Source organism: Nostoc sp., from assembly GCF_036917235.1.
In the GTDB taxonomy this organism is placed as follows: Bacteria; Cyanobacteriota; Cyanobacteriia; order Cyanobacteriales; family Nostocaceae; genus Nostoc.
Map to the genome: position 1 here is coordinate 1 of NZ_JBALDU010000029.1, position 25,505 is coordinate 25,505.

General features: G+C 40.6%; 23 protein-coding genes. 14 read left to right on the forward strand and 9 right to left on the reverse strand.

Annotated elements, in window-relative coordinates:
* A partial coding sequence (locus tag V7K44_RS08920) for a hypothetical protein (RefSeq protein WP_334930640.1) occupies positions 1-185 on the reverse strand: 185 nt, incomplete at its 3' end.
* A 31-nt stretch (positions 186-216) separates the two neighbouring features.
* Positions 217-1,254: an aldo/keto reductase gene (locus tag V7K44_RS08925; protein ID WP_334930642.1), complete on the reverse strand. Its 1,038-nt coding sequence runs from the start codon at positions 1,252-1,254 to the stop codon at positions 217-219.
* Between the two features lie 494 nt (positions 1,255-1,748).
* Between V7K44_RS08925 and V7K44_RS08930 the strand changes: the two genes are divergently transcribed.
* From V7K44_RS08930 to V7K44_RS08940, 3 genes are all read left to right on the forward strand, one after another.
* Positions 1,749-3,641, forward strand: coding sequence for a lipoxygenase family protein (locus V7K44_RS08930; protein WP_334930644.1), 1,893 nt, complete (start codon positions 1,749-1,751; stop codon positions 3,639-3,641).
* A gap of 44 nt (positions 3,642-3,685) precedes the next feature.
* Positions 3,686-5,035 carry a cytochrome P450 gene (locus tag V7K44_RS08935; RefSeq protein WP_334930646.1) on the forward strand — a complete coding sequence of 450 codons (1,350 nt, stop codon included), beginning with the start codon at positions 3,686-3,688 and terminating at the stop codon, positions 5,033-5,035.
* A 236-nt stretch (positions 5,036-5,271) separates the two neighbouring features.
* The gene (locus tag V7K44_RS08940) at positions 5,272-5,832 is read left to right on the forward strand and encodes a hypothetical protein (protein WP_334930648.1); all 561 of its coding nucleotides are present in this window, start codon (positions 5,272-5,274) and stop codon (positions 5,830-5,832) included.
* A gap of 301 nt (positions 5,833-6,133) precedes the next feature.
* Here V7K44_RS08940 and V7K44_RS08945 read toward each other — a convergent pair whose 3' ends face one another.
* Positions 6,134-6,631: a GNAT family N-acetyltransferase gene (locus V7K44_RS08945; protein ID WP_334930649.1), complete on the reverse strand. Its 498-nt coding sequence runs from the start codon at positions 6,629-6,631 to the stop codon at positions 6,134-6,136.
* A 555-nt stretch (positions 6,632-7,186) separates the two neighbouring features.
* On the opposite strand from V7K44_RS08945, the gene V7K44_RS08950 reads away from it, so the two are divergent.
* Both V7K44_RS08950 and V7K44_RS08955 read left to right on the forward strand, forming a co-directional pair.
* Positions 7,187-8,539, forward strand: coding sequence for a serine/threonine-protein kinase (locus tag V7K44_RS08950; protein WP_334930651.1), 1,353 nt, complete (start codon positions 7,187-7,189; stop codon positions 8,537-8,539).
* A gap of 195 nt (positions 8,540-8,734) precedes the next feature.
* Positions 8,735-9,754 (forward strand): tRNA-dihydrouridine synthase family protein, encoded by a 1,020-nt coding sequence (locus V7K44_RS08955; RefSeq protein ID WP_334930653.1) that lies wholly within the window; start codon positions 8,735-8,737, stop codon positions 9,752-9,754.
* 28 nt (positions 9,755-9,782) lie between these two features.
* On the opposite strand, the gene V7K44_RS08960 is transcribed toward V7K44_RS08955, so the two are convergent.
* Both V7K44_RS08960 and dpdE read right to left on the reverse strand, forming a co-directional pair.
* The gene (locus V7K44_RS08960; RefSeq protein WP_334930655.1) at positions 9,783-10,586 is read right to left on the reverse strand and encodes an SDR family NAD(P)-dependent oxidoreductase; all 804 of its coding nucleotides are present in this window, start codon (positions 10,584-10,586) and stop codon (positions 9,783-9,785) included.
* Positions 10,587-10,889: 303 nt separating this feature from the next.
* Positions 10,890-14,201: a protein DpdE gene (dpdE, locus tag V7K44_RS08965; protein WP_334930657.1), complete on the reverse strand. Its 3,312-nt coding sequence runs from the start codon at positions 14,199-14,201 to the stop codon at positions 10,890-10,892.
* Positions 14,202-14,319: 118 nt separating this feature from the next.
* Between dpdE and V7K44_RS08970 the strand changes: the two genes are divergently transcribed.
* The 9 genes from V7K44_RS08970 to V7K44_RS09010 all read left to right on the forward strand — a co-directional run bounded on the left by V7K44_RS08970 (position 14,320) and on the right by V7K44_RS09010 (position 20,456).
* Positions 14,320-14,451 (forward strand): hypothetical protein, encoded by a 132-nt coding sequence (locus V7K44_RS08970; protein ID WP_334930659.1) that lies wholly within the window; start codon positions 14,320-14,322, stop codon positions 14,449-14,451.
* 74 nt (positions 14,452-14,525) lie between these two features.
* On the forward strand, positions 14,526-14,708 hold the full coding sequence (locus V7K44_RS08975) for a hypothetical protein (RefSeq protein WP_334930662.1): 183 nt from the start codon (positions 14,526-14,528) through the stop codon (positions 14,706-14,708).
* Positions 14,709-14,770: 62 nt separating this feature from the next.
* Entirely contained in the window at positions 14,771-15,022 is a 252-nt protein-coding gene (locus V7K44_RS08980) for an RNA-binding S4 domain-containing protein (protein ID WP_334930664.1), read from the forward strand.
* Positions 15,023-15,068: 46 nt separating this feature from the next.
* Positions 15,069-15,485, forward strand: coding sequence for an alternative ribosome rescue aminoacyl-tRNA hydrolase ArfB (gene arfB / locus V7K44_RS08985; protein WP_334930666.1), 417 nt, complete (start codon positions 15,069-15,071; stop codon positions 15,483-15,485).
* 50 nt (positions 15,486-15,535) lie between these two features.
* Complete coding sequence (locus V7K44_RS08990; RefSeq protein ID WP_334930668.1) at positions 15,536-15,712, forward strand: hypothetical protein; 177 nt, start codon at positions 15,536-15,538, stop codon at positions 15,710-15,712.
* Positions 15,713-16,489: 777 nt separating this feature from the next.
* The gene (locus V7K44_RS08995) at positions 16,490-17,374 is read left to right on the forward strand and encodes a lipid kinase (RefSeq protein WP_334930670.1); all 885 of its coding nucleotides are present in this window, start codon (positions 16,490-16,492) and stop codon (positions 17,372-17,374) included.
* 137 nt (positions 17,375-17,511) lie between these two features.
* Positions 17,512-18,117, forward strand: a complete 606-nt coding sequence (locus V7K44_RS09000) for an exopolysaccharide biosynthesis protein (protein WP_099103413.1) — start codon at positions 17,512-17,514, stop codon at positions 18,115-18,117.
* A 636-nt stretch (positions 18,118-18,753) separates the two neighbouring features.
* Complete coding sequence (locus V7K44_RS09005) at positions 18,754-19,311, forward strand: hypothetical protein (protein WP_334930672.1); 558 nt, start codon at positions 18,754-18,756, stop codon at positions 19,309-19,311.
* Between the two features lie 368 nt (positions 19,312-19,679).
* Positions 19,680-20,456, forward strand: a complete 777-nt coding sequence (locus V7K44_RS09010) for an SDR family NAD(P)-dependent oxidoreductase (RefSeq protein WP_334930674.1) — start codon at positions 19,680-19,682, stop codon at positions 20,454-20,456.
* A gap of 124 nt (positions 20,457-20,580) precedes the next feature.
* On the opposite strand, the gene V7K44_RS09015 is transcribed toward V7K44_RS09010, so the two are convergent.
* The 4 genes from V7K44_RS09015 to V7K44_RS09030 all read right to left on the reverse strand — a co-directional run bounded on the left by V7K44_RS09015 (position 20,581) and on the right by V7K44_RS09030 (position 25,409).
* Complete coding sequence (locus V7K44_RS09015) at positions 20,581-21,360, reverse strand: photosystem II S4 domain protein (RefSeq protein ID WP_334930676.1); 780 nt, start codon at positions 21,358-21,360, stop codon at positions 20,581-20,583.
* Between the two features lie 206 nt (positions 21,361-21,566).
* The gene (locus tag V7K44_RS09020; RefSeq protein WP_289797297.1) at positions 21,567-22,076 is read right to left on the reverse strand and encodes a hypothetical protein; all 510 of its coding nucleotides are present in this window, start codon (positions 22,074-22,076) and stop codon (positions 21,567-21,569) included.
* A 317-nt stretch (positions 22,077-22,393) separates the two neighbouring features.
* Positions 22,394-22,771: a hypothetical protein gene (locus tag V7K44_RS09025; protein ID WP_334930678.1), complete on the reverse strand. Its 378-nt coding sequence runs from the start codon at positions 22,769-22,771 to the stop codon at positions 22,394-22,396.
* 373 nt (positions 22,772-23,144) lie between these two features.
* Entirely contained in the window at positions 23,145-25,409 is a 2,265-nt protein-coding gene (locus V7K44_RS09030) for a TolC family protein (RefSeq protein WP_334930680.1), read from the reverse strand.
* Positions 25,410-25,505: the final 96 nt, after the last annotated feature.

A 25,505-nucleotide genomic window follows, 5' to 3' on the forward strand; every position in this document is an offset into this window, starting at 1 on the left:
TTAATGCGTGCCCCTGCAATGCCATTGCATCCCCTTGCAATGTTAATGCGTGCCCCTGCAATGCCATTGCATCCCCTTGCAATGTTAATGCGTGCCCCTGCAATGCCATTGCATCCCCTTGCAATGTTAATGCGTGCTTCTGCAATGCCATTGCATCCCTTTGCAATGTTCCAAATCGCTTTCATCCTTAGTTTTTAAACGCGCTTTAGCTAAAATTTATCCTAACCACTCAGGATTTTTGGCTGTACCATCAAATTGGTTAGTGGTTTTAAACAGTTCATACTGACCTTTGAGAGCAGCTTGGCGAGTCCGATTCAGTAATGCTCTAACTTGTTCCTGGCTCATGGGTGTAAAAGTACGTACTGCCTCGAAAGCCTGGTTTAAGATGGGCATACTTTCAATGCCTGTAATTACCGTTGAAGTTGGCAGATTCATCGCGTAATGCAGACATTCAATAGGTTTGACCACATTGCTTTTGAGAATGTTTTGGTCGCCCATTGATTTCATCCCCAGTACAGCAATTCCGTCTTGAACCAGTCTGGGTAAAACTTGCCTCTCAAAACTGCGGAAATGGGCATCCATAACATTTAACGGCATCTGCACTGCATCAAAACGGAAATTGTTTTGATTGGCAACTTCCAACATTCTCAGGTGTACTAAAGGGTCTTTGTGTCCAGTAAAGCCTATGTAGCGAATCTTGCCAGCTTTTTGTGCTTCCAGAACTGCTTCCATCGCACCACCAGGGGCAAAAATCCGGTCTGGGTCTTCCATACGAATAACTTCATGATGCTGCAACAAATCAATGTGGTCTGTTTGCAAACGTTTTAAAGATTCATTAATTTGTTGAGCAGCCGCCGCCTTTGTGCGACCGTCGATTTTTGTCATCAGAAAAGCTTTTTGACGATAACCATTTTGCAGAGCTTTACCCATGCGAATTTCGCTACCGCCATTATGGTAATCCCAGCTATTGTCCATAAAATTGATCCCGCGATCAAGAGCAGTACGGATCAAATTAATACCCTCTTGTTCATCTTTTGGTCTACCAATATGATGACCGCCTAGACCAATTACAGATATTTGTTCTTTGGTGCGTCCTAGTTGCCTGTAGAGCATTTCACCTTTTTTTATCTGGAGTGGGGTAGACTGATTTTGCGCTAAAACCTGTTTGGTTAAACCTTGTAAAGCAAATACCCCAGCTCCACCTAAACCAGAAGCAGAAACTACCTTCAGTAAATTTCGTCTGCTAATATCCACAAATTTATCCTTTGGCCACAGTATGAGAACTTTCTTCCATAGCTTTGCATGGAGCAAAATTCGTTGCTTCTAACTGTTGAAGGATAAAGGCAGTGAAATAGAGATAGATTTTTGATAGAGGGAAGGTAATAGAAAAATATTCCATCGCTGTGTAAGCAGAAGAACTATTTGAGACATCGGCAGCAGAGAAAGAATCTGATAGTCGTATTCCCGATCTTATTTCAGTGGTTCAAATGTCAACTCAAACACAATACCTTAGTCCGAAAGTGTTCTTTGAGAATTGTTTCTAAATTTTGGCAAATATTATTTGTATTGCTAAATATTTCTTGCAAGATTTCTAAATATTTAGTGCGTGGTTCAGAAGTTGATAAAATCCAGAAAATTTATTTAGAAAAATCGTAATTTTAAACTTGATTGCGATAATAAGTTTAGGTAACTCAAACCTGTTTATCCTAAACTATTAAAGTTCCCCCTACTAAACATGAGTAGAGTCAATGACTGCTTCATCACCAGAAAATTCAATTAGCTCATCAAGTACTCATACTTTAGATATAGCTAGGCAAGAGTATCAATATAACTACACCCATATTCCATCTATTGCGATGCTAGATCGGCTTTCTATTGCCGAAGAGTTCGCTACTAACTGGTATTTTTTATTAGCCCAGCAGTTACGAGTTGTGTTTATCAATACCTTGATTGTCAACAGAGGCAATCAAGGTTCTAAATCGATTCGTGACGATGTTGAAAGATTTATTTTAGAAGCCTTCCTCAAAGGAGCAGTACCAGTAAAAATCACTATTCTGGCAAGAATCCTGCAAATTATCCCTCAGTTTTTACTCAAAGGCATTTCTAAGGATGTTAGAGAACTCGACGATCTTTTTTATTCTATTTTAAAAGAAAACGGACTTGTGATTCTCAGAGATGCCCTAAATAGGATAATTAACCTTCTATACGAAGGACAGCCTACAGGACATGCAACTAGTCTCAAGGACTACGAAAATTTGTTTCCTGTGATTGGTGTACCAGCGATCGCTAAAACTTACCAAGAAGATGAAGTATTTGCCTATATGCGAGTGGCTGGCTACAATCCCGTCACGATCGCGCGGGTAACTACTCCAGGCGATCGCTTCCCAGTCACAGACGAACATTACCAAGCAGTGATGGGAACTGACGATTCACTAGCAGCAGCCGGACTTGAAGGCAGACTCTACTTAGCTGACTATAAAATTTTAGATGGTGCGGTCAACGGTACATTCCCACACGAGCAAAAATATCTCTATGCTCCCCTAGCACTATTTGCCTTACCCAAAGGCTCAGACCCCACTCGTTTATTGCGTCCAATAGCCATTCAATGCGGTCAAACCCCAGGCCCAGATTATCCAATTGTTACCCCTAACTCCGGTAAATACTCTTGGCTTTTTGCTAAAACAATTGTCCAAATAGCAGATGCCAACTACCACGAAGCTGTTACTCATCTAGCAAGAACTCACTTGTTAATTGGTGCATTTGCGATCGCCACCGCAAGACAACTCCCACTCACTCATCCCCTAAGAATTCTACTACACCCGCATTTTGACAGCACTTTGGCAATTAACGATGCCGCTCAACGGATTCTCATAGCTCCAGGCGGTGGTGTCGATAGATTACTCTCATCATCAATCGATAACTCTCGCGTTTTAGCAGTGCTAGCCTTGCAAAGCTATGGTTTTAACAGTGCCATCTTACCTAAGCAATTTCAACAGCGCGGTGTAGACGATCCCAACCTCTTGCCTGTTTATCCTTACCGGGATGATGCCCTACTAGTCTGGAATGCCATTCATCAATGGGTTTCAGACTACCTAAACCTTTACTACACCACCGATGAAGACATTCAAAAAGACAGAGCATTGCAAGCGTGGGCAGCCGAAATCCCAGCTTACGATGGTGGTCGCATCCCCGATTTTGGCGAAGATGGGAGCATCAAAACGCGCAATTACCTAATTGACGCCACTACGCTGATTATTTTCACTGCCAGCGCTCAACACGCTGCGGTTAACTTTCCGCAAAAAGATTTTATGAGCTACGCCGCAGCGATTCCAATGGCAGGTTACTTACCAGCCTCAACTCTCAAAAGAGAAGTTACTGAGCAAGACTACCTTAATTTGCTCCCTCCCTTAGATCAGGCACAACGGCAATACAACCTACTCAGCTTGTTGGGATCTGTGTATTACAACAAGCTGGGTGATTATCAGCAAGGATACTTTACAGACCAAAAAGTAAAACTATTCTTAGAAGCATTCCAGAGTAATCTTCAGCAGGTAGAAGATACCATCAAGCAACGTAATTTGCACCGTCCACCCTATGAGTACCTGCTTCCTTCTAAAATTCCTCAGAGCATCAATATCTGAATTAGGGACAAATGACAAATGACAAATGACTCAAAATAAATACTATGACACTTAAAGATAAAGTCCTCAAAGGTCACGATCGCCAGCTTTGGCTTGCACCTATACTAGCTAAAGTAGGTTACGACACTGCGATCGGCAAGTTTCTACGCTTGATTTTTTATTACACAGATGCATCAATCATGCTCAATGCATGGCGGGACTTTCTCTACATCCGTAAGGATAATATTGGAGATAAGTATTTTGCAGTAGACCAAGCAATTATGCATTCCTCTCACTCGCAGGTGAGAGAATTAATGCAAACCCAACCACAACTGCGGGGAAATGATTTAGGCATCATCAGAATATTAGCTCCTAGCTATCTGTTAGATAATCCTCTCAGCTTAGGAACAAACGGTAACGAACACACAGGACTACGTACTGTAATCTTACAAGCCTTACCAGAACCGTCTGAAAAAATAGACTTTTTAGGGAATCTAGTTGAGCAAAGCTTGTTAGAAGCTGCTAAACAAGGCAAATTACACATCGGCAACGATTTGCCAAAGATTATGCTGTCGATTTTGCACCAACTAGTTTTTCAGATATCTTTATCTGAAGAAGAAATCACAGCATCCAATAGTTACATTAAAGGTTTGGCTCTTGCATCCTTGCCTAATTTTATCAGCAAGTATCTGCTGGCAATATTAACAGCGCCAAAAATTCGGCATCGTCAATATTTAACTAAGCGATATAAACAATCAGCTAAATGGGCATCTTACTTGGAAACAGGCGCTCAGTATCAGTTGAACGAACACCAAATCGCTAATACCCTTTTCGATATGATTCATATTGCTGGTACTGCCGGCACGAGTGCGCTTTTAGGATCAGTTATTGGTGTTCTCTGCTTGAATAATACTCTCAGAAATGATGTAGTGTCAGAAGTGAATGCAGTTTGGAATGGCAAGAAAACTTTAGACCCAGATGCTCTAGAAAAGTTAACACTTCTCAATCAAGTGATTTTGGAAACAGCTCGTCTCTATCCACCTGTGCGATTTGTTAGCCAACTCACCACTGAAGCGGGTGAAGTTGAGATTGGAGAACAAAAATGTCCATTCCAAAAAGGTACTCGCTTGCTTGGCTCTATTCTTACAGCTAATCGGGATGCCAATAGATACCAAAATCCAGATGATTTTGACCTAACACGAAATTTTTCAGATATCTTATCTTGGAATGGCGAAGGGCATGAACGAGCCTGTCCTGGTACATCCTTATCAATTGGCTTTATCAAAATTTTCTGTTTACATCTGTTTCACAACTATCAATGGGACTCAATTACAGAAGTCAAGTGGGATTTTGAAAAAGTGACTGCCGTTACTCCTAATAATTTGGTACTACAAGGTTTTGCTCAACGACTGTGAGTAAGGGACTTCCAGTAGGGGCGCACACCTGTCATTAGAGCTTGTTATAGGCTGGCTTTCACCAATGCACATCTGTAATCCCCTACTTTTTGTGCGGAATTATAAGTTGGTAATTGTTCTGGTTTTTTGAGTTGATTTTACTCTTTTTCTAGTGCCAGATTACTCATCTTGTCTCTGACTCGGTTCGTTAAAAATTTAGGTATTCTTTTAGCTGAAAGGAAGTAATTACAAATTATATGGCTGAATTAATTGAGAAAAAGCAACTAAATAATATTGCAACCTGGATGATTCCAATCAAAGAAACAAACTTGCCATCTGTGCTTAAAGGTGTATTTTTTATGGATGGCAATCCACTGCCAGATACTTGCATTACTATGTACAATTTAGAATGGGATATAGAGAATAAAGCTTTGCTTTTACCGATCTTCGCCCCGTTACAGTGGACTTTTCATGACTCGATTACTGGCTGGATATTACTACGTTTAATTCAATGGTTTAAAGTAAGTTACAAAATTCAGTTTGAAGAGGAAACTTTGCAACAAGCTCAAATCACACCTATTCTGTTAGGAATACCAGTTTCAAAATCGATTGTCAGTTTCACAATGTCCCAAGATAACAATTCTCTCAATGGAGATATTTGGCACAGAAAGAACGTTTGGTTCGGCGGACTTTCTCGGGCTGGTGAGTATACTCTCCGTAGGGTTGTTGATAAAGATGGTTGTTATACTCCTGCTTTTAACGATATGCTTACCAGGGTACAAAATGAATGTTTAGTAATTGAACGCCACTCAAATTGATTCGGCTCAGGGCGCACTGCTATCAGCACGGCTTTGTTGACTAAATGAAAATGTAGTGGCTAGAAATGTCAAAATTGATACCTTGAGTAAATGCATAGAGGTTTAGACTTCAACAAGAGCAAATTACAGACCTATGGACAAATAATTTATACCATCAAGCCTCATTTTCCCTCATGAAATAAATTTTTTGGTTGTTGGCTAATAACATCTTGTGTCACTTTCCAGATTAAGCAAGTAGTAAATCACTTAAATTATCTAGATTAGCCACTCAGTTTAATTTTAAAGAGAACCTATCAAGTAGTTAGCTATTATACGCGAATATCAAAAATTCAGTGCCTTCATAGATGAACTCTGCCATCTTGCACACACCCATCTTTTGATGTGCTTGAAGTGATGCTTTGTTATTTGCGTTGATAAACAGTATTCCTTCCCGCTTTGGTAGAAAATCTTTCAACTTAGCAAACATTACCGCAGCAATACCTTTCCCACGCATAGTTTCATCAACACAAATGGGGCCATACAAGTAAGCATCTTTTTTACCAGGATAGGCTTGTAACATCACCGCTATAATTGGTAGATTAGCAGTTGTCTTTGACCAACTGAGTAAGAATCCTACAACTTGACCATTTTTACGGGCTACAACGCTCGGCATTTGAGAGATAGTCATCATTACAGCCTCTGGCTCAAGATGACCTAATAACATACCACCATGTTCTGCGTCATTGGCTTGGGCCAACTTGACGATTTCAGTAACATCACTGGGGCTGGCACGGTCAATCACTACATCATTGAGACACATACTTGGTTAATATAAATAGGAGAAAGACTTGGAGCAAAAGAATTTTCGGCGTTGCTGAATTAAGGGAGATTCTTGTGGGGTGGGCATCCTGCCCGCCCGGAAATACAAGGGACGCTCATGTTGCCCATCCCACAAAAATAGTAAAATCATCCCGCAAATATGCAACCCCGAATTTTCTTTTAGAAGAATAACAGAAATAACTTTAAGATTCACTACTTTACTTTATAAGCCAGTAGTCCTTATGATATTTCTCGTTCAGTTTCAGTCAAAATTTTAACTAAACCTTCACTACGCTTTGGGGAACGCATTGCAGAGGCAACTAAATATTGAATAAGGTAGCTTTTAATATCAGTACTTAGTTGTATTACCCTTGTATCTGACCAAAAATTCAAAGAGTCAAAGTTGCACCAAAGCAGCGATCGCTTGCAACAGGCAGTACACTGCTACTATGCCAAAACTTATAAAGTGCAATCGCTGTATTTTCTACTAGTAAGAGTGCCCTTCTGATGGGAATACTTTATATATAGTAATTGCAACAAATAGAACTCATATAGTATGAGCTACTGTACCAATATTGATTGCCTACGTCCCCAAAATTCTGACAGTTCTCGTTTTTGCAATAGTTGTGGTCAGGAATTATTACTTAAACAGCGATATCGTCCACTCGCCATCATTGGAAGCGGTGGCTTTGGGAGAACGTTTTTAGCTATTGATGAACATCTTCCAGATCAACCCAAATGTGCGGTCAAACAACTATGTTTTCAAAAGGATAATACTGAGATTTGGCATAAGGCAGTCAAATTATTTCATCAAGAAGCCCTTCATCTCAATGAACTAGAAAACTCTCAAATACCCAAATTACTAGCGCACTTTGAACAAAATCAAAAATTTTATATTGTTGAGGAATTAGTCGATGGACAAACACTCGCCCAGGAATTGCAAAAACAAGGCGTTTTTCAAGAACCGCAAATTTTGGAGATATTAAAAAGTTTATTGCTTACATTGCAATTTATCCATTCCCGACAAGTAATTCACCGAGATATTAAACCGGAAAATATTATGCGCCGTTCAGGTCGAGGAGACTTGGTTTTAATCGATTTCGGAGTTGCTAAATTCGCCAATAATATGAAGCAACTTCGTACCGGCACAATAGTAGGTAGTCCAGAATATATCGCTCCCGAACAAATGCGAGGAAAGGCATTACCAGCTAGCGATCTTTACAGCTTGGGTGTAACATGTATTTACTTGCTTACCGATGTTTCTCCCTTTGACTTGTTCGATATTGCTAGCGATCGCTGGGTATGGCAAGAACATTTACCAGCAAAGAATACTGTTAGCGTTCACCTTTGTGAAATCTTAGATAAACTTTTACAAAATGCCGTTTCGCTACGCTTCCAATCGGCAACGGAAGTTTTACAGATAGTGGAGCAACAACCAAAGAAATTGCTAAATATTTCTAATTATCGTACAGTAAATACTATTGATTATACGCAGTTGCGTGATTTATTAGCAAAAGGAAAATGGGAATTAGCAGATCGAGAAACTTGGGAACTAATATGTCAAGCACTAGCAAAGCCTAGAGGTAGCTATATATTTAGTAGCGATTTTGAGAAACTTCCCTGTGAAGATTTGCAGACCATTGACCTTTTATGGGTGAATTACAGTCATAAACGCTTTGGTTTTAGCATACAGACACTTATTTACAAAAACGTGAATGGAGACTATGGAATTTTTTGTCATCAAGTTGGTTGGCATATATATAATTATAGTTATGCAAATTCGGAATTCAATTTTAGTCTCAAAGCACCAATCGGTCATTTACCCTCACGTATTTGGATTGGTGGTTCTCAACCGTGGCGCTACCCCGATGCTTTAGCTGTAAAATTAGCAGCTTGTGGTATTAGTTAGTTTCTCTAAAAAAGATTGTTGAATAAATTACTAATAAACTCCTAGTTTGTAGTGAGCGATGAATCGCTCAAAGCAACGATAATTAGGACTAAAGTCCTCTCTACGAGACGCTATGCGAACACTACAAACTTTAATTGATTTACGTCTGGCTATTTATAACTTAACAGTGAGCTTTGTCGATCGCTTTTCATCTTTATGCCCCAGGTATCGCTCCCCCAATCGTTTTATCCACACTTACCCCTCACCGCTCTTGCGCCTATGCAGGATGTGACAAACCTCTGGTTTATGAAGGTCATTGCCCACTACGGCAGCCCTGACTACTTTTTCACTGAATATTTCCGCGTCAATGATACCTCACGGCTCAATCGTAGCATTCTGGCAGCAATCACCGAAAACGACACAGGTCGCCCCGTTTTTGCGCAAATGATTGGCGAAAGCATTCCAGACTTAGTAAGAACAGCAAAGGAACTCTGCAACTATAATATCGCTGGAGTTGACTTGAACATGGGCTGTCCCGCGCCTAGAATCTATCGCAAAAATGTTGGGGGTGGATTGCTGCTCTTGCCGGAAAAAGTGGATCGAATTTTGGGAGAACTGCGGCAAGCAGTCAGCGATCGCCCTTTGACCGTCAAGATGCGTGTAGGCTTTGAAAATACAGATAATTTTTACAAAATTCTAGATATAATCAATCGCCACAGCATTGATTTGCTGAGTTTGCATGGTCGCACAGTAAAAGATATGTACCACGGGGCAGTGAAATATGATTTAATCGCTGAAGCAGTTAGACGAGTTCATTGTCCAGTGCTTGCTAATGGCAATATTAACTCGGCGACAACTGCTGTTGAAGTGCTTTCTCAAACGGGCGCGGCGGGTGTGATGGTGGGACGCTGGGCGATCGGGAATCCTTGGCTTTTTAATCAAATTCGGCAAGCTTTGCGAAGAGAACCGATCGCGCCCGTTCCTTTAGCGGAGGTACGCAACTATATCGATCGTTTATGGCAAACCCCCACAGCGGCAACTATGCCAGAGCGATCGCGCGTAGGCTACCTGAAAATGTTCCTCAACTACATTGCCCTGAGTGTTGACACTGAAGGTCATTTTTTACGGTTGATGCGACATACTTCTACTGAGGCAGAATTGTTTAACCTCTGCGATCGCATTCTGCTTACCGATTTGACAAAAACTTTAGCCCTAGCACCTTCTTTGAGCGTGTAATATCGGGCGTTGTCGATTTGGCTGTGATTTATGGTAAATTCAACCGCTTACGCGCACCAAATCGAAATAAGTTATCTGGTAATATTGCTTTTAAGCGAGGCAACCATTGTGCCTCATTGCCAACACGATAGCGTAATCGTGGCGACCGACTACGAGCAGCAAATAGAATCGTCTGTGCGACTTTTTCAGGATCGTCGCCTTGTGCAATTTCTTGACTAACAGTTGAGCGAATCACATCGCGTACATTGTCGTAATCAGGGTAATTCAATGTGGGTGATAACATGGCGTGGTTGAAGTTGGTCTTAAAGTAACCAGGCTCAATTAAAGACACTTTAATATTGAAAGGGTCTAGTTCCACGCTCAATGCTTCGCTATAACCTTCGAGTGCAAACTTACTTGCACTGTAAAAACCTTGTCCTGGTGCGCCAATCAATCCCGCCAGCGAACTGATATTAATAATATGTCCACTACGCTGCTGTCTCATAACTGGCAAAACAGCATTGCTAACTCGGACAACACCCCAAAAATTGGTTTCAAAAACCTCCTTGGCTTGTTCTAAAGAAGTTTCTTCAATCATGCTGGCATGAATTTGTCCAGCATTGTTAATCAATAAATCAATGCCATTAGTCCGTGCAAGCAACTGTTTGATACATAATTGCACTGAAGACTCAGAGGTAACATCGAGTGTCAACATTTCCACATCTTGTACAGTTGGATGTTCCTTACGACTAGTACCGAAGACCCAGTAACCCTCTTGAGCAAGCTTTTGAGCAGTTAACAGCCCAAATCCAGATGATGCTCCTGTTACTAGCACGACCTTTTTATCAGTCATCGGTTCTCCTGTTGTTTGTGAATTATTTGATACTGCGATAGACTACACCCCTGCCTAATAACAGCGATCGCGTTTTTTCTAAATCTTATTCCTTCATTATTCATTCTCAATAAAAACATAATTTTAGCAGTCCTGTACTTTGTACATCATCTACTTGAAAACTGGTGTATATGTTTTTACAGCAATGTCATCAATAACACCAAAATAAAAAGAACCCCGACTTCTTTAAAAAGTCGGGGTTCTCAAGCTCTCAATTGTTGGAAATCAAATAGGATTACCAAAGCTATTTAATCGCACATAATATCACTCAAATTGCACAAGCGATCGCCCCGATACCACAATAAAACCTACAGAATCAAGTCTCAGAAGCGGCTGGCGAATTCCTTCTAGAATGGCTGCATTTAAAGCAGTTTCTATCTTCAATTCTTCAGCTAATGCATTATCCCAACTTTGCTGATTTAAACGTAGGCGTAATTGTTCTACTCTATTGGCTAATTTCTTTTCGGCGACTTTAGCACAACTTTGACATAAGTCAATAAAATCGGGACGATTGGCAAGTAATTCTGAAGAAGCATTACGCATTTCATAGCAAAAATTTTGCCATTTACTAGGATCAACAAAATCGTCAATAATTCCTAAGCGCTCTTTTGCTAGATTGTAATCTCGTCCTTGATTATTGTTTTTATCTTTATATGGACGTTGCAGAATACTTAAAAGCGCTTTATCCTCAACAACCCGGATTGGCTGCTTGCGACCATCAACATAGATAGTTTCTATAATTGGTGGAAATAAAGCATCAACACGTCGCTGCAAGTTTTTGAATTGAGAATTATCGAGTTTGTTATCTAGTAAAACTTGTTTGGCAGTTCTTAAATTTGCCTCGACTACATAATTGCATTGAAAACCGAACCATTCCTTCCCTTCTTTCGCATCCCAAGATGCATCAGTGCGCCAGAGAGCAAAGGCTTCACCTCGGTCATCCCAGTTGATATAGTTCAAGAGTGCTTCGACAAATCCTTCCCCAACTCGAAAGAGTTTAACACCAGCATTTTGGTTTGCTATTCTGCGATTATAAGTACCAAATTGGTCTAAAGAACTCTCAGCAAAACGGTTTTGTAAATCATTTATCGGAACCAATGTCCGCGTTGTTGGTTGATAACGTCGCATCTCTGATGAATCGGGGTTATTCAGTCCTCTGAATCCCAGCGCGTCGCAAATCCAGCCTTCAATTGCTCGTTTCATTTCTAGATGACGAGCATCGTAATTATCTAGCTCTTGAAAATACTCGGTAGCAATTTCATCGTTTGCATCAATTTCATCTAGAGCATTTTGTTCGCTAATTTTGGCTATTTCCGCTTCAATTTGCTCTTGAATTGGTGAAACCATCTCTAACAATCCAGCCGCACCTGATTGAAACAAAACTGTTTCTAATTCTGCAAGTTTCTCATCGACATAAAACTGTAGACTGGCAATTGATTGTTGGAAAATACCAAACCCATCTTTTAATACTTTATACCAAGCATTGTGAGGGCTATCTTCCAAGTAGGGGCCAATCAAGGCGCTAGATTGGATGCCAATTTTGCTGCCAATGCGGTCAAGTCTGCCAATTCTCTGTTCTAATTGATTAGGCGACCAAGGAAGGTCAAAATGAATTAACCAATCGGCAAACTGGAGGTTCCGTCCTTCTTCTCCAGAGCGATCGCATACTAAAATAAAGCAGTTGGGGTTATTCTTGAACCGATTTAAGCCTTCCTCAACTTTGTCTGGTGATTCTCCAAATTGATGGCTGGCTACTGTCTCTGCACCAAAGGTATCAGATAAATATCGGACAATTTCGCCACAAGTTTGCACAAAACTGGTAAATACAATAAATTTGGGCAGAATATCGCCAGTAATTGGTCTCTTGATTCTCTGCTGTATTCTCGTGATGAATTCCTTTTGATTCTTCCGAACGTTTGCGGGAATTTTGAAATAAGTACCTAGCTGATTCAGCAGTACTGTTTTCAAATTTTCTGTCCGTTGTCCGTCCTCTTGAGGTTGACGAACAATTTTTAGTAAGGATTGGAGAATCTCTTCTTCCCCTGAGAATTTGGGGGTTGTAGTTAATAAACGAACATCATCTTCTTTAAATTCCTGGATCAGTTTAGCATGAGGTTTCGCAGTTAAACGCGCCGTAATTACTTGTTCTAAAATCCCTAACCAAGTACCAGCAGCGAGAAATAACAGCAGAAAAACTCGTTGATATGGCTTTTCAGCAGGAGCAACACTCCGCCATTGATTCAGGAGTTCGTGGATATCAAGCGATCGCTCGTCTAAATCATACTCTTCTTTTGGCGTAAAGTTGCGGTCAAATATCACATCTTCCACCGCAGCGCGACGGTTGCGAAGCATTCGCCGATGTAGTCGATAGATATCGCTGACGTGGACGCGAATCGCTTGGACGATTTGCTCTTGCTCGGTAGAATTTGCTTGTAAACAATTTTCTAAATCATCCGCCAGCTTCAGTAAATACTTATCTTCAGCCAAAAGGTTTCGCAATTGCTGCAAGTTGCTTTTGAGAACCTCTGGTTCTGCACCTTCTTTAAAAGAAAGCAGAAGTTTACCAATTTGCTGACGGCTTTCAACTTTGGTGCGGAAACCTTCTAGATCGCCAATTTTATAGGTTGTTGGGTCGAGCAAGTGCAACATGGCCAGAAAATCCTGCTCGTGATTGAGAACCGGAGTGGCAGATAATAAAAGTAAGCGATCGCTTTTATGAGCAAGTTCTTTGCAAGTCTGAAAACGCTGGCGCACTGTTGCATCCTTAGAGGTTGCCATTGCGGCGATGTGATGGGCTTCATCTAAAATTAAGCAGCCTATCCTTGCTTTCAGGTTGATTTTATGAATATCTTCAACCGCCAGCACCGCTACCCGTTTGCCAAAATGGGAGATGTAAAACTTGTTTTCTAACTCAGTCCGCCATTGTTTGAGCAAGTATTGCGGAACTATCACTATCGCACCTTTTTTCGGTTCGTCGAGAAGAAATTGACGTAGAATCGCACCCGCTTCGATGGTTTTTCCCAGTCCCACCTCATCTGCTAACAAGTAGCGTTGAATTGGGTCTTCCAGTACCCGCCTGACTACTTCAACTTGGTGAGGATAAAGATTAATATTTGCCGAAATCAGTCCCGTCATCCCGCGACTCACCGCGCGTTGCTGAGTCAAGGATTTCACGAAAGCCAATCTTTTGTCGTGGAAATAAGGCGTTTCGTGACCCTTCATCGCCAGAGTTTGGATGGGGTCTGTATTTGGTAGATTACAGCGAACGTAAATATCTTCAACAGAAGCGATCGCAGTTTTCTTATCTGGTAAATCAATTTGATACATTTCTGTATCATCATCCCAAATAAAAACTCTGCCAACTATCCATTTATCCTGAGTTGGGAACTTGATATAGCATCTAGCTTGGGGTTCAAGCTTGACTTCAAAGAGCGAACTTAAAGGTAAAGTTTTTTGGAGACGTTGGCCTATAGAGCAGAAATACTCAACGATCGCATTGGTATCAGATATTTCCGTAACTTTTCCGATACCCAAAGAGTTATTCTGGGACTGTACCAATAAACCAAGCTTAATCATAGATCCAGTCCCCTGAACACACTAAAAGAACTTTCCAGACTAGTTTTTAGCCCATATCTGGCAGTTTTGTCGATCAACATTATAGATAATAACTGGTATTACAGTTTTTGTGATTGCGATGTCTACCACAGGCTACGCTCACGCTCCACCACAGCCAATCAATAAAAGCAGCAATTTTCAGGTAAATACACCACGCATTAGAGGTATATTTATTCACGCCCATCTACTTGTATATGGTTCAATTAAATGAAAACTACTGTAAATTCACATTTCTCAGTAAAGTTTTGCGTAAAAGCATAATGTTGTTAAACGCAGGGCGACGCAATGGCATTGTTCGCCGATGCAATGGCATTGTTTGCCGATGCAATGGCATTGTTCGCCGATGCAATGGCATTGTTCGCCGATGCAATGGCATTGTCAGCCGATGCAATGGTATTGCAGGGTATTGCCAAATTTAATTTGCTACGAATTAATAAAATACTGTACCTAGCTGATTATCTGGTGTAACAGATTTACCCTTTAGCTTGAGAAGGTAACGATACAATTAAGATCGTGTACATTTATTTACTATGAAGAAAATTAGAGACAACACAATTAAGCTAAATCAATTTTTAAAGTTGATGGGTATAGTACCAACTGGAGGCCAAGCCAAGCTGATGATTCAAGGTGGCAATGTTCAAGTAAATGGGATGCTGGAAACTCGACGAGGACGGCGACTAGTACCGGGCGATAAAGTGACAATCCAAGGACAGACTTTAGAGGTGAATTTGAACAACAATGAAGACCCAGATGTAATGATATTAACCGAACAAACCGAGTAAAGAAAGTTGATCTCAAAGTTACAAGTTTATTTTTTCCTTGTGAGTAATGCTGCAAATTTCCAACAAAGTTATTATCCCACAGACTGAGATTGAAATTACTGCGATTCGCTCCCAAGGAGCAGGAGGCCAAAATGTCAATAAGGTTTCTACCGCTATCCACTTGCGCTTCGATATTGCGGCTTCATCATTACCTGATTATTATAAACAACAGCTTTTAAAGCTCAACGATCGACGCATTAACCAAGAAGGAGTAGTTGTAATTAAAGCCCAAGAGCACCGAAGTCAAGAGAATAATCGCGGGTCAGCGTTGAGACGACTTCAAGAACTCATTCAAAGCGCAGTTGTCGTGACAATCAAACGCAAACCCACTAAACCAACTCGCAGTTCTCAAAGAAAACGCCTTGACCACAAAAGTAAGCGCGCACAGGTAAAATCTAACAGAGGACAGGTGACAGATTGTTAATTATATCGATTATTTGTAGAGAATACACATATTATTCAATATGAAAAAAGATGAATAAGACATTACTAAAGATTTTGATGTTTGGGCTTTTAATCTTGTTTATCCTCTCTCCCTTTGCTGCCCTTGCGAGTTTAATGCTTGTAGTATTAATTGGAGCGTTTTTGTTTTTGCTAGGAGACGTGTTTCAAGCAATTATTGGTGGCGACACCGACCCGAAAAAGTCATAAAATCAAAATTCAAAATGAATATAGAGATTGAGACTAAAAAGTAGCTTTCAAGGTGCGATCGCTTTAACGTAGATAATTTTCAATCTGTCACAGCATAAGTTTACAGATAAGCTAAAAAACATCTAATTTGCATAATCGAATTAAATATAACTCTTGTGGGATGGGCATCTTGCCCGTCTAGTATATGCAATTTAAATGTGGAACAGCTTATAATTACTTTCTCAACCAAAAAAGCTTTTAGATATTGTCTCGTTGTCTCGTTCCTCTGCTCAGACTGGGAATGCTGTCCTAGAGGCTCTGCCTCCCTTGCTGGTGGCAGAGCCGCAATTGAAGTGCATTTCCAGCCCAGAGGCTGGAACCGATATCTGACAAACCTTTTAGCTTAAGTTGACACCTATGAACATTGTTGTGCCCTTACAATAATCTGTACCTGACAAAGTTGCAATCTGCTGTATATGTATCTATTTTAATGAAAAATATCTCTTGTGTTTGGCATAATAATATTTGAACAACTCGCTATTTCATAAATAAAAACACCTAAAGTTCATTTATCTAGGGAGTAATAATTATATTTGTTGAAGATAAACACACTGACGTCTAGTAGAGCTAAACTAAAGAAAAAGAAAAATTAAAAATTATTATTCACAATATAATAAGTATTAGGAAAATGAATTCTTGATAACTTTCATAACAGCCTAAATACTTTTTTGTAGTCAACTTCAAGCAAAATATATAGATGCGGATAATTGGACATATCAACAACAAAAGGTACCACCCATGAGTTCCCGCGCACTGCTGTTAGTAAATCGTCACGCTCGCCAAGGGCAAAAGGGTCTGTCGGAAGCGATTCAATATCTGAAAACACTTGACTTTGATTTAATTGAGGAGTCTACAGAAGATCCCAAACATCTTGCTGAAGTTATACTTCGCTATAAGCATCAAGTTGACTTAGTAATTATTGGTGGAGGAGATGGTACTCTAAATGCTGCCGTAGATGCTTTAATTGAAACTCAGTTACCTTTGGGAATCTTGCCTCTGGGAACTGCTAACGATCTCGCGAGAACTTTGGGAATTCCAAATTCCCTCAACGAAGCTTGCAAAATTATTGGAGATGGACATTTACAGCGCATCGACTTGGGTTGTGTGAATGGCAAGCACTTTTTTAACGTTGCCAGTATGGGATTGAGTGTAAAAATTACCCAACGACTTACCAAAGAAGTTAAGCGCCGCTGGGGAGTATTTGCCTATGCTGCTACTGCATTGCAAGTGATTTTGGAAGCTAGACCTTTTACAGCAGAGATTGCGATCAACGGTGAATTGGTTCGCGTCAAAACAGTGCAAATTGCTGTCGGTAACGGCCGCTATTACGGTGGTGGTATGGCAGTAGCTGACGATGCCACAATAGACGATCAAAGGCTAGACCTTTATAGCTTGGAGATTGAACACTGGTGGCAGGTTATATTATTACTACCCGCAATGCGACAAGGGCGACATATACATTGGCAGAGTGTACGCTCCCTTCAAGGTCAAGAAATAGAGGTACATACTCGCAAACCTCGCCCTATCAATACAGATGGTGAAATCACTACTTACACACCTGCTCATTTTCGGGTTATACCTAAAGCTATAGCTGTTTTTGTACCTCCAGAAAACAGGAGTTAGGAGTCATTCAATTTTAGATTTTAGATTTTAGGTTTTAGATTTTCCTTCAATCCAAAATCTAAAATTAGCAGAGTTTAGAAGTTATTCTCCCTCTTCTGCTTTACTACAAAGTGGGAACTCGCATCAATTGACGCCAAATGCATCTGAGATTTTCTCAAGATATAAAGTCCCTGTTGCAACGCCTAGCTGAACAACCCCTGACTCTAGGTGATATTCTGACAGAAACCTCAGAACGGGGCTTCAGCCTGGTAATTACATTATTAGTTTTGCCTTTTTTACTTCCTATGCCACCGGGGTTAACTGGCCCATTTGGTGGTGCTTGTCTACTGTTGTCAGTGCAAATGCTTTTAGGAAGGCGATCGCCTTGGCTACCCAAAAGAATCGCTAACTACAAATTTCCTCGTTCCTTCGCCCAGTTACTTTTGCAAAATTTGGGACGGCTTACCAAAGTTTTCCAGAAAATCGCCCGTCCCCGATTACCAAAAATAGCTCATAATCCTTTAATTTGGCGAATTAATGGGTTTTGTATCTCTTTATTAACAGTATTACTAATATTACCAATCCCGTTTACAAATCCTATCCCGACTATCGGTATTTTACTTTTGACTGTTGCCACGATCGAATCTGATGGTTTATTAATTTGCATCAGCTACGGCATTACTGCTCTAATTACTTTGCTATTTGGATTTATTGGTTATGCATTGTGGTTAGCTCCCAGTTTGCTGCCATCGATATTGAAATAATAAAAGCCTCCAGCTTTTGGCTGAGGGCTGTAATTTTTTAGGGTGCATCTACCATTTATTAATCCACTTTATTTGTTGCCATATCCGGGCAAATTAGACTTTTAAGCAAATTTAGTTTTTTGACGGCTAAAAAAAAATAGCAATAAAAAAGCCTCCAGTTTTTGGCTGAGGGCTATGATTTAATTAAGGTGCATCTACCATTTATTAATCCGCTTTATTTATTGCCGTATCCGGGCAAATTAGACTTTTAAGCAAATTTAGTTTTTTCCAGAATAAAAAAGTATCAAAAATAAAAAAAAGCCCTCAACTAAAAGCTGAAGGCTGTGATTTAATTAAGGTGCATCTACTATTTATATATCCGCTTTAGTTGTTGCTACATCAGGAAGAATTGAAAAAAAATGCATGGCTGTGGAATTGATTTTGTTAGCTACAACGGTAGTACTAGTCTCAACGAGGATCGCCTACGGTATTTGACTAGGTAATCATTGACCAACTTCACATTAATTTTACAATTATCCCAATTTTCCTCTAAATACACAAAGTTTCTGTTAATATCTCTGATTGGATATCCGCAATAGTACGAATTTAGTTTATTAGTTGGGTATATGACTATGAAAGTTAGACACACCCAACTTGATGAAGCGATCGCAATTTCTATTAGCCCTTGCTAGTCTTAGTATTGTCGGGGGAAGCTTTTTTCTGAGAACAACTTTTAGCAGTACTAGCGAGCCTAAAATTATAACTGATACATCACGCTACAAAGAAATTCGTAGTCAATTATGGTCTGAAAATGACCAAGTAAAACATTTTCCTAATGAGATTCCCCCTGACGCTAAAGACGTTCGTATTGCTTACTCTCCCAAAGTTTTGCAAGGAAGTAGTTTTTTTCAAATTAGGTTAAAAGAGCCACCAAAGAAGATAGAAAAATTACTTTTACAATATAGAAATAGTGCCAAGCACAAATATATAGGTGGTGACACAAACGACCACATAAACCAACCTAACGGTGTGCCGACAACTTTCTTCTATACTAGTGATTCTCCTACAGAATCTTTTCCAGCTACTTATGAAATACTGGTATTAAATACAGATGACAAAGGTAGACCTGGCTTTAAGTGGAATCATGGAGATAGCTACGGCGTTGCTATTAATAGTTCTACCTCAGAAATTATCTATTGGTCTGAAAAATGGTAATTAGCAATTCAAAATTAATTTGAATCGCTATGAAAAAAATCATTATTTTTGACATTGGACTTCAGAAAAAATATCTGGATAAGCGGCAATTATACTTTCAGAGAAAACCGCAAGAAGAATCAGTCAATTGGAAGGCTGAATTTAGCAAAAATTTCCACAAACTATTTTTTGAGATTGAGATAGCGATAAATCTGTATTTCGATTTTTGCAATAGGTTCCATTGTGAAATTCTGAGTACAGAAAACTAACCTTCATTTCAGTACTAAGTAATCCTTTTACCCTTTTTAGTATATCACTTTGGGTAGTTAAAACTTATAGCCAACATCGCTAAAATTTATAAGTGCTTAAAAATTATCTAAATATGTAGAATGCCAACTGCTTTAATTACTGGTGCTTCTAGTGGTATTGGTAAAGCCTTTGCTCAAGAACTAGCTGCACGCAAGACAAATCTTGTACTCGTTGCTCGTTCTGAAGATAAACTGAGCCAATTAGCTAAACAACTACAAGAACAACACAACATTCAAGTAGACGTTATAGTTAAAGACCTCACAGAACCTAATGCAGCAGCTAGTGTATTTGATGCCACAAAATTAAAGGGATTAACCATTGACTTATTAATCAACAATGCTGGTTTCGGCTGCTATGGTGACTTTGCTGAAGGGGATGGAGAAAAACAAGTCAAAATAGTACAATTAAATATTTTAGCATTGGTAGATTTAACTCATAAATTTTTACCCTTGATGCGCCAACGTCGTTCTGGAAGTATTATTAACGTATCCTCTATTACCGCATTTCAACCAATACCATATCTTTCTGTTTATGCTGCAAGTAAAGCTTTTATTCTCAGCTTTAGTGAAGCATTATGGGCAGAAAATTATCAGTATGGTGTGCGTATTTTAGTTACTTGTCCAGGGCCAATAGAAACAAACTTTTTTGCAGAAGCTAATTTTCCTCCAGCGCTGGCAGGCAGTACAGATAAAGTTTATTCTTCCGAAAAAGTGGTTTGGGAATCTTTAGAGGCTTTAGAAAAAGGCTATCCAACTGTTATTAGCTCTGATAGTACGACTCAAATTAGAAGCAAATTATCTCGGCTTGTACCGCGTAAACTTCTATTGAATATGTTAGCGAAACGCTTTAAAGCCTAAGTATTAAGTATATATTTAGGAGTAGAGACGCGATTCATCGCGTCTGTAGAAGAGCTTGGAGTTTGAAGTTAAATAAACTGATACATTTAAAACTGCTTACTCCTAACTTTTCACTCCTAACTTATTACATATACCTTGTTAATTGAACTCGGTAACGCTCTTTTTTGGTAACGGCGATTTCGCCAACTTCTAAACGCCCTTTAGAGCGAATGGCGATTAAGTCGCCTGATTTGACTTGAGAACTAGCTTGGGTAACTTCCTTCCAATTGACGCGGACATCACCAGCATCGATGAAATCAACCATTTTGCTGCGGGACATACCAAAACCAGCAGATGCGATCGCATCTAATCTTAAAGAAGCCTCCACAGTAGTTAATTCTTTTTTCTTGGGTTCCCGAACCTTTAATTCAGTTATCTCAATCTGCTGAGTTTTCACAGGAACCGATCGCACCTGTTTCAGGCTCATTGACAAAAATTCTACCAACTCTGGGGCAACAATCGCCTGCGCCCCCCGTTCTCCTAAGACAATCACATCTCCCGTCTTTTCACGAACAATTCCTGTCCCCAACATTGCGCCTAAAAAGTCGCGGTGAGAGGCGGTATCAAACAGGAAATTACCAGCAATTTCTACAGCTACAATGCTGACTTGAGATTGATCTAACGGAAGTTCTGAACGAGCGATCGCTATTCTTTGGCGTTCAGCTTGCGGATATCCACCCCACGCGACTAATTGCACTTCTGTTAATCGGTTAAACACCCGTTGAATTTCTGCCAATTCTGGGGGGGATAGAAAATCTGTCAAAACTACTTCCCAAGTTTTGATCGCTTGCTCCGCTTGATCGATTGCACGAGCGACACTATCTCGATTTTCAACACCTTTTAAAAGTTCTTCTCGTGGCAACATTCTTAAAAATTATGAGTTATGAATTGAGAATTAATCTGCTATAACTATCCTGATTCTAGCTTTAATTCCCATTTCTACAGTTCCCGTCCAGATTGGGTTAGCCTTTCTACTTGAGATTTGTTGGCGATCGCAGCGGCTTATGCCATCTCCCAAGAATAGGAAAGTAACTCAAGCCGCTGTGTCGTAATGTGTAAACTATGATTTATTCAATACACAGTATTTGTGTCGGCATAACCTTGGATATTTTCTGGATCGAACTGACGTAATATTTTGGTTGCTTGGCGAGTAAGAGTTTCAGAACCTTCAACGGCAACTAAATATTTACCTGCATCTAAGCGGTTGCGATAAGGTAAAGCATCACCACCACCTATAAGTAAACCGACTCCGCCACCGACAACCACACCACCCATCGCACCACTAGCAGCACCCAGCAGTCCGCCAACAATGTGATTGCCAACTTCACCCGCCCAGGCAAAAGTATCTAAACCAGTAATCAGGCTGAATGTAAAACCTGCAAAAAAGCCAAATGGTATCAGCCAAGTTGCCATCTGTTTTGCTTGCTTTTTAGCTTGATCTTTGGGGTCAATTAAGCCAAACTCGTCAGCCGTTTTATACCCCCTCCCCAAAATAGTGCTGTTAATGCCTTCTTTTTCTAAAGCTAAGTAAGCAGCTTCGGCTTGAATGCGGTCTGGTAATACGGCAACAAGGTAATTCATTGATTTTACAATTTGTCTAATAGAAGTTTTGCCTTAATTAACAGCGTATCAGTCCTGGTCGATTGAACCTCGTATCACCAGAATTCACACACCTGGATTACTCCAAGACTTACATCAGAAGTTAGGAGGCTCACATTTTGTACCAAAGCACTGGAAGGACTACACAAACACAGTGAAAGTCTTCCCACAGGGTAGTCCTTCTGTGCGGACTAAGGTCAAATTAAGGGTTTTGAAGCCGCTTCTCTACGAGACGCTCCGCGAATGCGTCTATGTTCGGGTAGCCGCAATTTTAATCTCATAATTAAAATGTGGGCAGATTATTTTAACAAATCTAGTGGCTCACAAAAATTGTTTATGCCTTGCTTGAGGACATATAGCAAAACTGGCGTTGCCAAAATCTTAGGAAATGTTGGCGTTGTTTTTAGATGTTCCATCATCTTCTGAAGAGAAGTATTAAGCAAATCTTCTCGATATTCTTGTTCGCAAATGACCACACGCCATTTTCTCGCCAAGGCATCTAACCACTCGGAATTTGCTCTTTCTGGTTGTTGTCCTGCTCGGATAGCTAACGTCATCGCTGCATCTTCCAAATCTCCATCACAGTCTTCAATTAAATCCAGCGCTTCCATATCGCTAGGATCGTCTGCCAATTGAGAGCGAAACTGTGCAATTTCTTGAGATGTTACTTTAGTCATTAGTCTTTGAAAAGGCAAGCGATGCCTACGGCGGTAAACTACGAACACTCAGTTATGTTAGTCCAAATTTGACTATCGCGCTTCTCTGTTAAGTCCAATACAGACCTCACAAAAATAACTCCTTCCCTACAAAACAAGGCAGAAGGCAGGAGGCAGAAGGAAAGAGGATTTGACTTGTTTTTTCCATCCATAATGGAAGCGAGCGCGTCGGTAAACAGCTTTTAAGAGGAGCTAAAAAGCCTCATATTTCCAGTAAATACACTGAATAAATGAGGCTTTTAGCTAGCTTTTATTAGAAACGCTACTGGACTGTGTAATGCCCCGATCAACACAACAGCAGTCAAAAGTATTGATTCAGTTGAGTTTCAGCTAATTAGCGGAATGCTCTGAGGGTAACAGACCGTTGTAACTGAGCTAAAGCGCGGTTGTAATCCAAAATTGCTGTGACTCGATTACCTTCAGCTTGGGTGAGGTCATTTTCAGAGTTAATCACATCAGTTTGAGTACCTACACCAGCTTGGAATCGCAAACGTGCTAAACGTAGAGCTTCCCTGGCTTGTTCTAAAGCGGTATTAGCGGTTTGAACATTCTCCAAACTAGATTGCTGGGTAGAATAGGCTTGTTCTACCTGAAAGCGAATTTGGTTGCGCTGTTCAGCAAATTGAGTTTCTGCGATCGCAATATTAGCTCTTTGCTGAGCTGCTCTTGCTCTTGCTGCTCCCCCATCAAACAAATTTAGGCTTGCCTGAACTCCAAATGAATAACCATCAGTAACGCTGACATTATCATCGAACTGGTCTAGCAGGTTGTAATTGGCGACCAAACTAATTTGAGGGCCTAGCTCGGCAAGGGCCTGTCTACGCTGTTGCTCACTGGTATTGCGTTGTGCTAACTGCTGTTGCAGTTCTGGACGATTTTGATAAGCCAACACAATACTTTGTTCTAAGGTTGGGTTCCAAAGACCAGCTAATTGTACAGGGTCAGCGGCACTGATATTTATTGCTTGCGGCAAACTTATCCGAGTTGCTAATTGACGACGGGAAATTGACTGCTGGGATCTAGCATTAGTTAAATTTTGTTGGGCATTTGCTAAATTCACCTGCGATCGCAACACATCGAACCGCGTACCAACCCCAGCTCGCTCTAAAGCTTCTGCATCACGCAAACTAGCTTCAGAGTTTTGCACAGCCGACTGGGCAATCCGTACTTGTTCATCCGCTTGTTGCAGATTGTAGTAGTCAGTCGCAACATTCAGACGGATTGTCTCAAACTGAGTTTCTACAGCCAACTCATAGAAACGTACCTGTTCTTCAGCCGCTCTGATGCTAGCTTGCACTCTCCCAGAACTATAAAGGTTATATGAAAGTTGTGCTTGACCAGAAAAAGATGTAGTAGGTTGATCTTGGTTAGATAATAAGCCATTTCGCCCACTTAATTCGTCCTGAAGCTGACTACTAGCAGACTGACTACGAGTCAGATCCGTGCTAACTCCCAGAGTGGGCAATAAAGCAGCTTGCGCCTCACGTAGACTTGCTTTATTGCGTTCTAGCTCCAATAAGGACACCTGTAGATCGTGATTGTTACGCCGTGCTAGCTCCAGAGCCTGTGTCAAAGTAATCGGCTGATTTCCCTGAAGTTGCACTTCCTCCGGTTTGGTGGGAAATTGCAGAGGATTTGAGTTAGGAATCAGGTTGTTTGGAATTTGCACCGACCCTGACGGTACAGGAGTTACAGTTGCTGGTACAGTAACAGGTTGCACCGAACCCCCTGGTGCAGGAGTTACGGTTCCTGGCATAGTGATTGGCGTCGAACCCCCTGGCACAGGAGTTACGGTTGTTGGTACATTAGCAGGTTGCACCGAACCCCCTGGTGCAGGAGTTACGGTTCCTGGCGGAGTGATTGGCGTCGAATCTGTCGGAATCGTGGTATTACTCTGAGCCAAGCGACCACCAATAGCATTTTGTCGAAAGCAGGTGCTTGAGGTTAGTAGCACAGCCAAGGAGTCAGTTTTGCTTTTGCTCAACTCCTGTGGACACCTCTGCGCTGACAACAGTTTTGCTGCTCCTGCACCTGTGGCTGAAGTTTGTAAAAATGTTTGCAATGGAGTTACAGTATTTATCTTTTGAACCACTGGCTGCTGTACAGAAGACAGGGACAAAATTTCTTTTTGGACAGAAAGGGGTTTTGAAGTGTAGTTGGGAACTACTATCTTCTTTAATTTCTGCCCATCAGCGCTTGAATTACTCTGTTTTTGGTTCTTTTGAGCTTGGGAAGGATTAGAGGTAGCTGTCAAACTGAAAAATCTACCTTTATCTTTCTTAAGTAGTTGTTTTATTGGTACAACAGTATTTTCAGCCGTAAATACTGGAATACTGTTATTACTTAAAGGTTTCACACTAAGTTTAGTAAAACCCAAAGCAGGTACTAGGGTTGGAACACTAACATTTGCACTGTTAGGCAGTTGCCTATTTATGGTGTCTACAACCAAGTCTTGACCATAAGTAGAAGTCAAAACACTCGGAGAAGACGCCAGTTGTACCCCAGTTAGTTTCGCAGTACCAGCCCAAGCAGGCTGAGTTGTTAACACCGCTGCCGTTACACCAGGTAAGAAGCTATAAAATAATTGCTGTCCTTTCACCGCATCCCTCACACGAAAATCAATCTAGCGGCAGAAAACCTTTCTTCACCACAGAATATAGCACGATACTAAACTTAGGAAAGAATATACTACGAT

Excerpts from the sequence above, each read along its gene's own strand:
- V7K44_RS08930 (WP_334930644.1), top strand. The coding sequence starts at position 1,749 with ATGACTGCTTCATCACCAGAAAATTCAATTAGCTCATCAAGTACTCAT.
- V7K44_RS08935 (WP_334930646.1), top strand. The coding sequence starts at position 3,686 with ATGACACTTAAAGATAAAGTCCTCAAAGGTCACGATCGCCAGCTTTGG.
- V7K44_RS08940 (WP_334930648.1), top strand. The coding sequence starts at position 5,272 with ATGGCTGAATTAATTGAGAAAAAGCAACTAAATAATATTGCAACCTGG.
- V7K44_RS08945 (WP_334930649.1), bottom strand. The coding sequence starts at position 6,631 with ATGTGTCTCAATGATGTAGTGATTGACCGTGCCAGCCCCAGTGATGTT.
- V7K44_RS08950 (WP_334930651.1), top strand. The coding sequence starts at position 7,187 with ATGAGCTACTGTACCAATATTGATTGCCTACGTCCCCAAAATTCTGAC.
- V7K44_RS08955 (WP_334930653.1), top strand. The coding sequence starts at position 8,735 with ATGCCCCAGGTATCGCTCCCCCAATCGTTTTATCCACACTTACCCCTC.
- V7K44_RS08960 (WP_334930655.1), bottom strand. The coding sequence starts at position 10,586 with ATGACTGATAAAAAGGTCGTGCTAGTAACAGGAGCATCATCTGGATTT.
- dpdE (WP_334930657.1), bottom strand. The coding sequence starts at position 14,201 with ATGATTAAGCTTGGTTTATTGGTACAGTCCCAGAATAACTCTTTGGGT.
- V7K44_RS08970 (WP_334930659.1), top strand. The coding sequence starts at position 14,320 with ATGTCTACCACAGGCTACGCTCACGCTCCACCACAGCCAATCAATAAA.
- V7K44_RS08975 (WP_334930662.1), top strand. The coding sequence starts at position 14,526 with ATGGCATTGTTCGCCGATGCAATGGCATTGTTTGCCGATGCAATGGCA.
- V7K44_RS08980 (WP_334930664.1), top strand. The coding sequence starts at position 14,771 with ATGAAGAAAATTAGAGACAACACAATTAAGCTAAATCAATTTTTAAAG.
- arfB (WP_334930666.1), top strand. The coding sequence starts at position 15,069 with ATGCTGCAAATTTCCAACAAAGTTATTATCCCACAGACTGAGATTGAA.
- V7K44_RS08990 (WP_334930668.1), top strand. The coding sequence starts at position 15,536 with ATGAATAAGACATTACTAAAGATTTTGATGTTTGGGCTTTTAATCTTG.
- V7K44_RS08995 (WP_334930670.1), top strand. The coding sequence starts at position 16,490 with ATGAGTTCCCGCGCACTGCTGTTAGTAAATCGTCACGCTCGCCAAGGG.
- V7K44_RS09000 (WP_099103413.1), top strand. The coding sequence starts at position 17,512 with ATGCATCTGAGATTTTCTCAAGATATAAAGTCCCTGTTGCAACGCCTA.
- V7K44_RS09005 (WP_334930672.1), top strand. The coding sequence starts at position 18,754 with ATGAAGCGATCGCAATTTCTATTAGCCCTTGCTAGTCTTAGTATTGTC.
- V7K44_RS09010 (WP_334930674.1), top strand. The coding sequence starts at position 19,680 with ATGCCAACTGCTTTAATTACTGGTGCTTCTAGTGGTATTGGTAAAGCC.
- V7K44_RS09015 (WP_334930676.1), bottom strand. The coding sequence starts at position 21,360 with ATGTTGCCACGAGAAGAACTTTTAAAAGGTGTTGAAAATCGAGATAGT.
- V7K44_RS09020 (WP_289797297.1), bottom strand. The coding sequence starts at position 22,076 with ATGAATTACCTTGTTGCCGTATTACCAGACCGCATTCAAGCCGAAGCT.
- V7K44_RS09025 (WP_334930678.1), bottom strand. The coding sequence starts at position 22,771 with ATGACTAAAGTAACATCTCAAGAAATTGCACAGTTTCGCTCTCAATTG.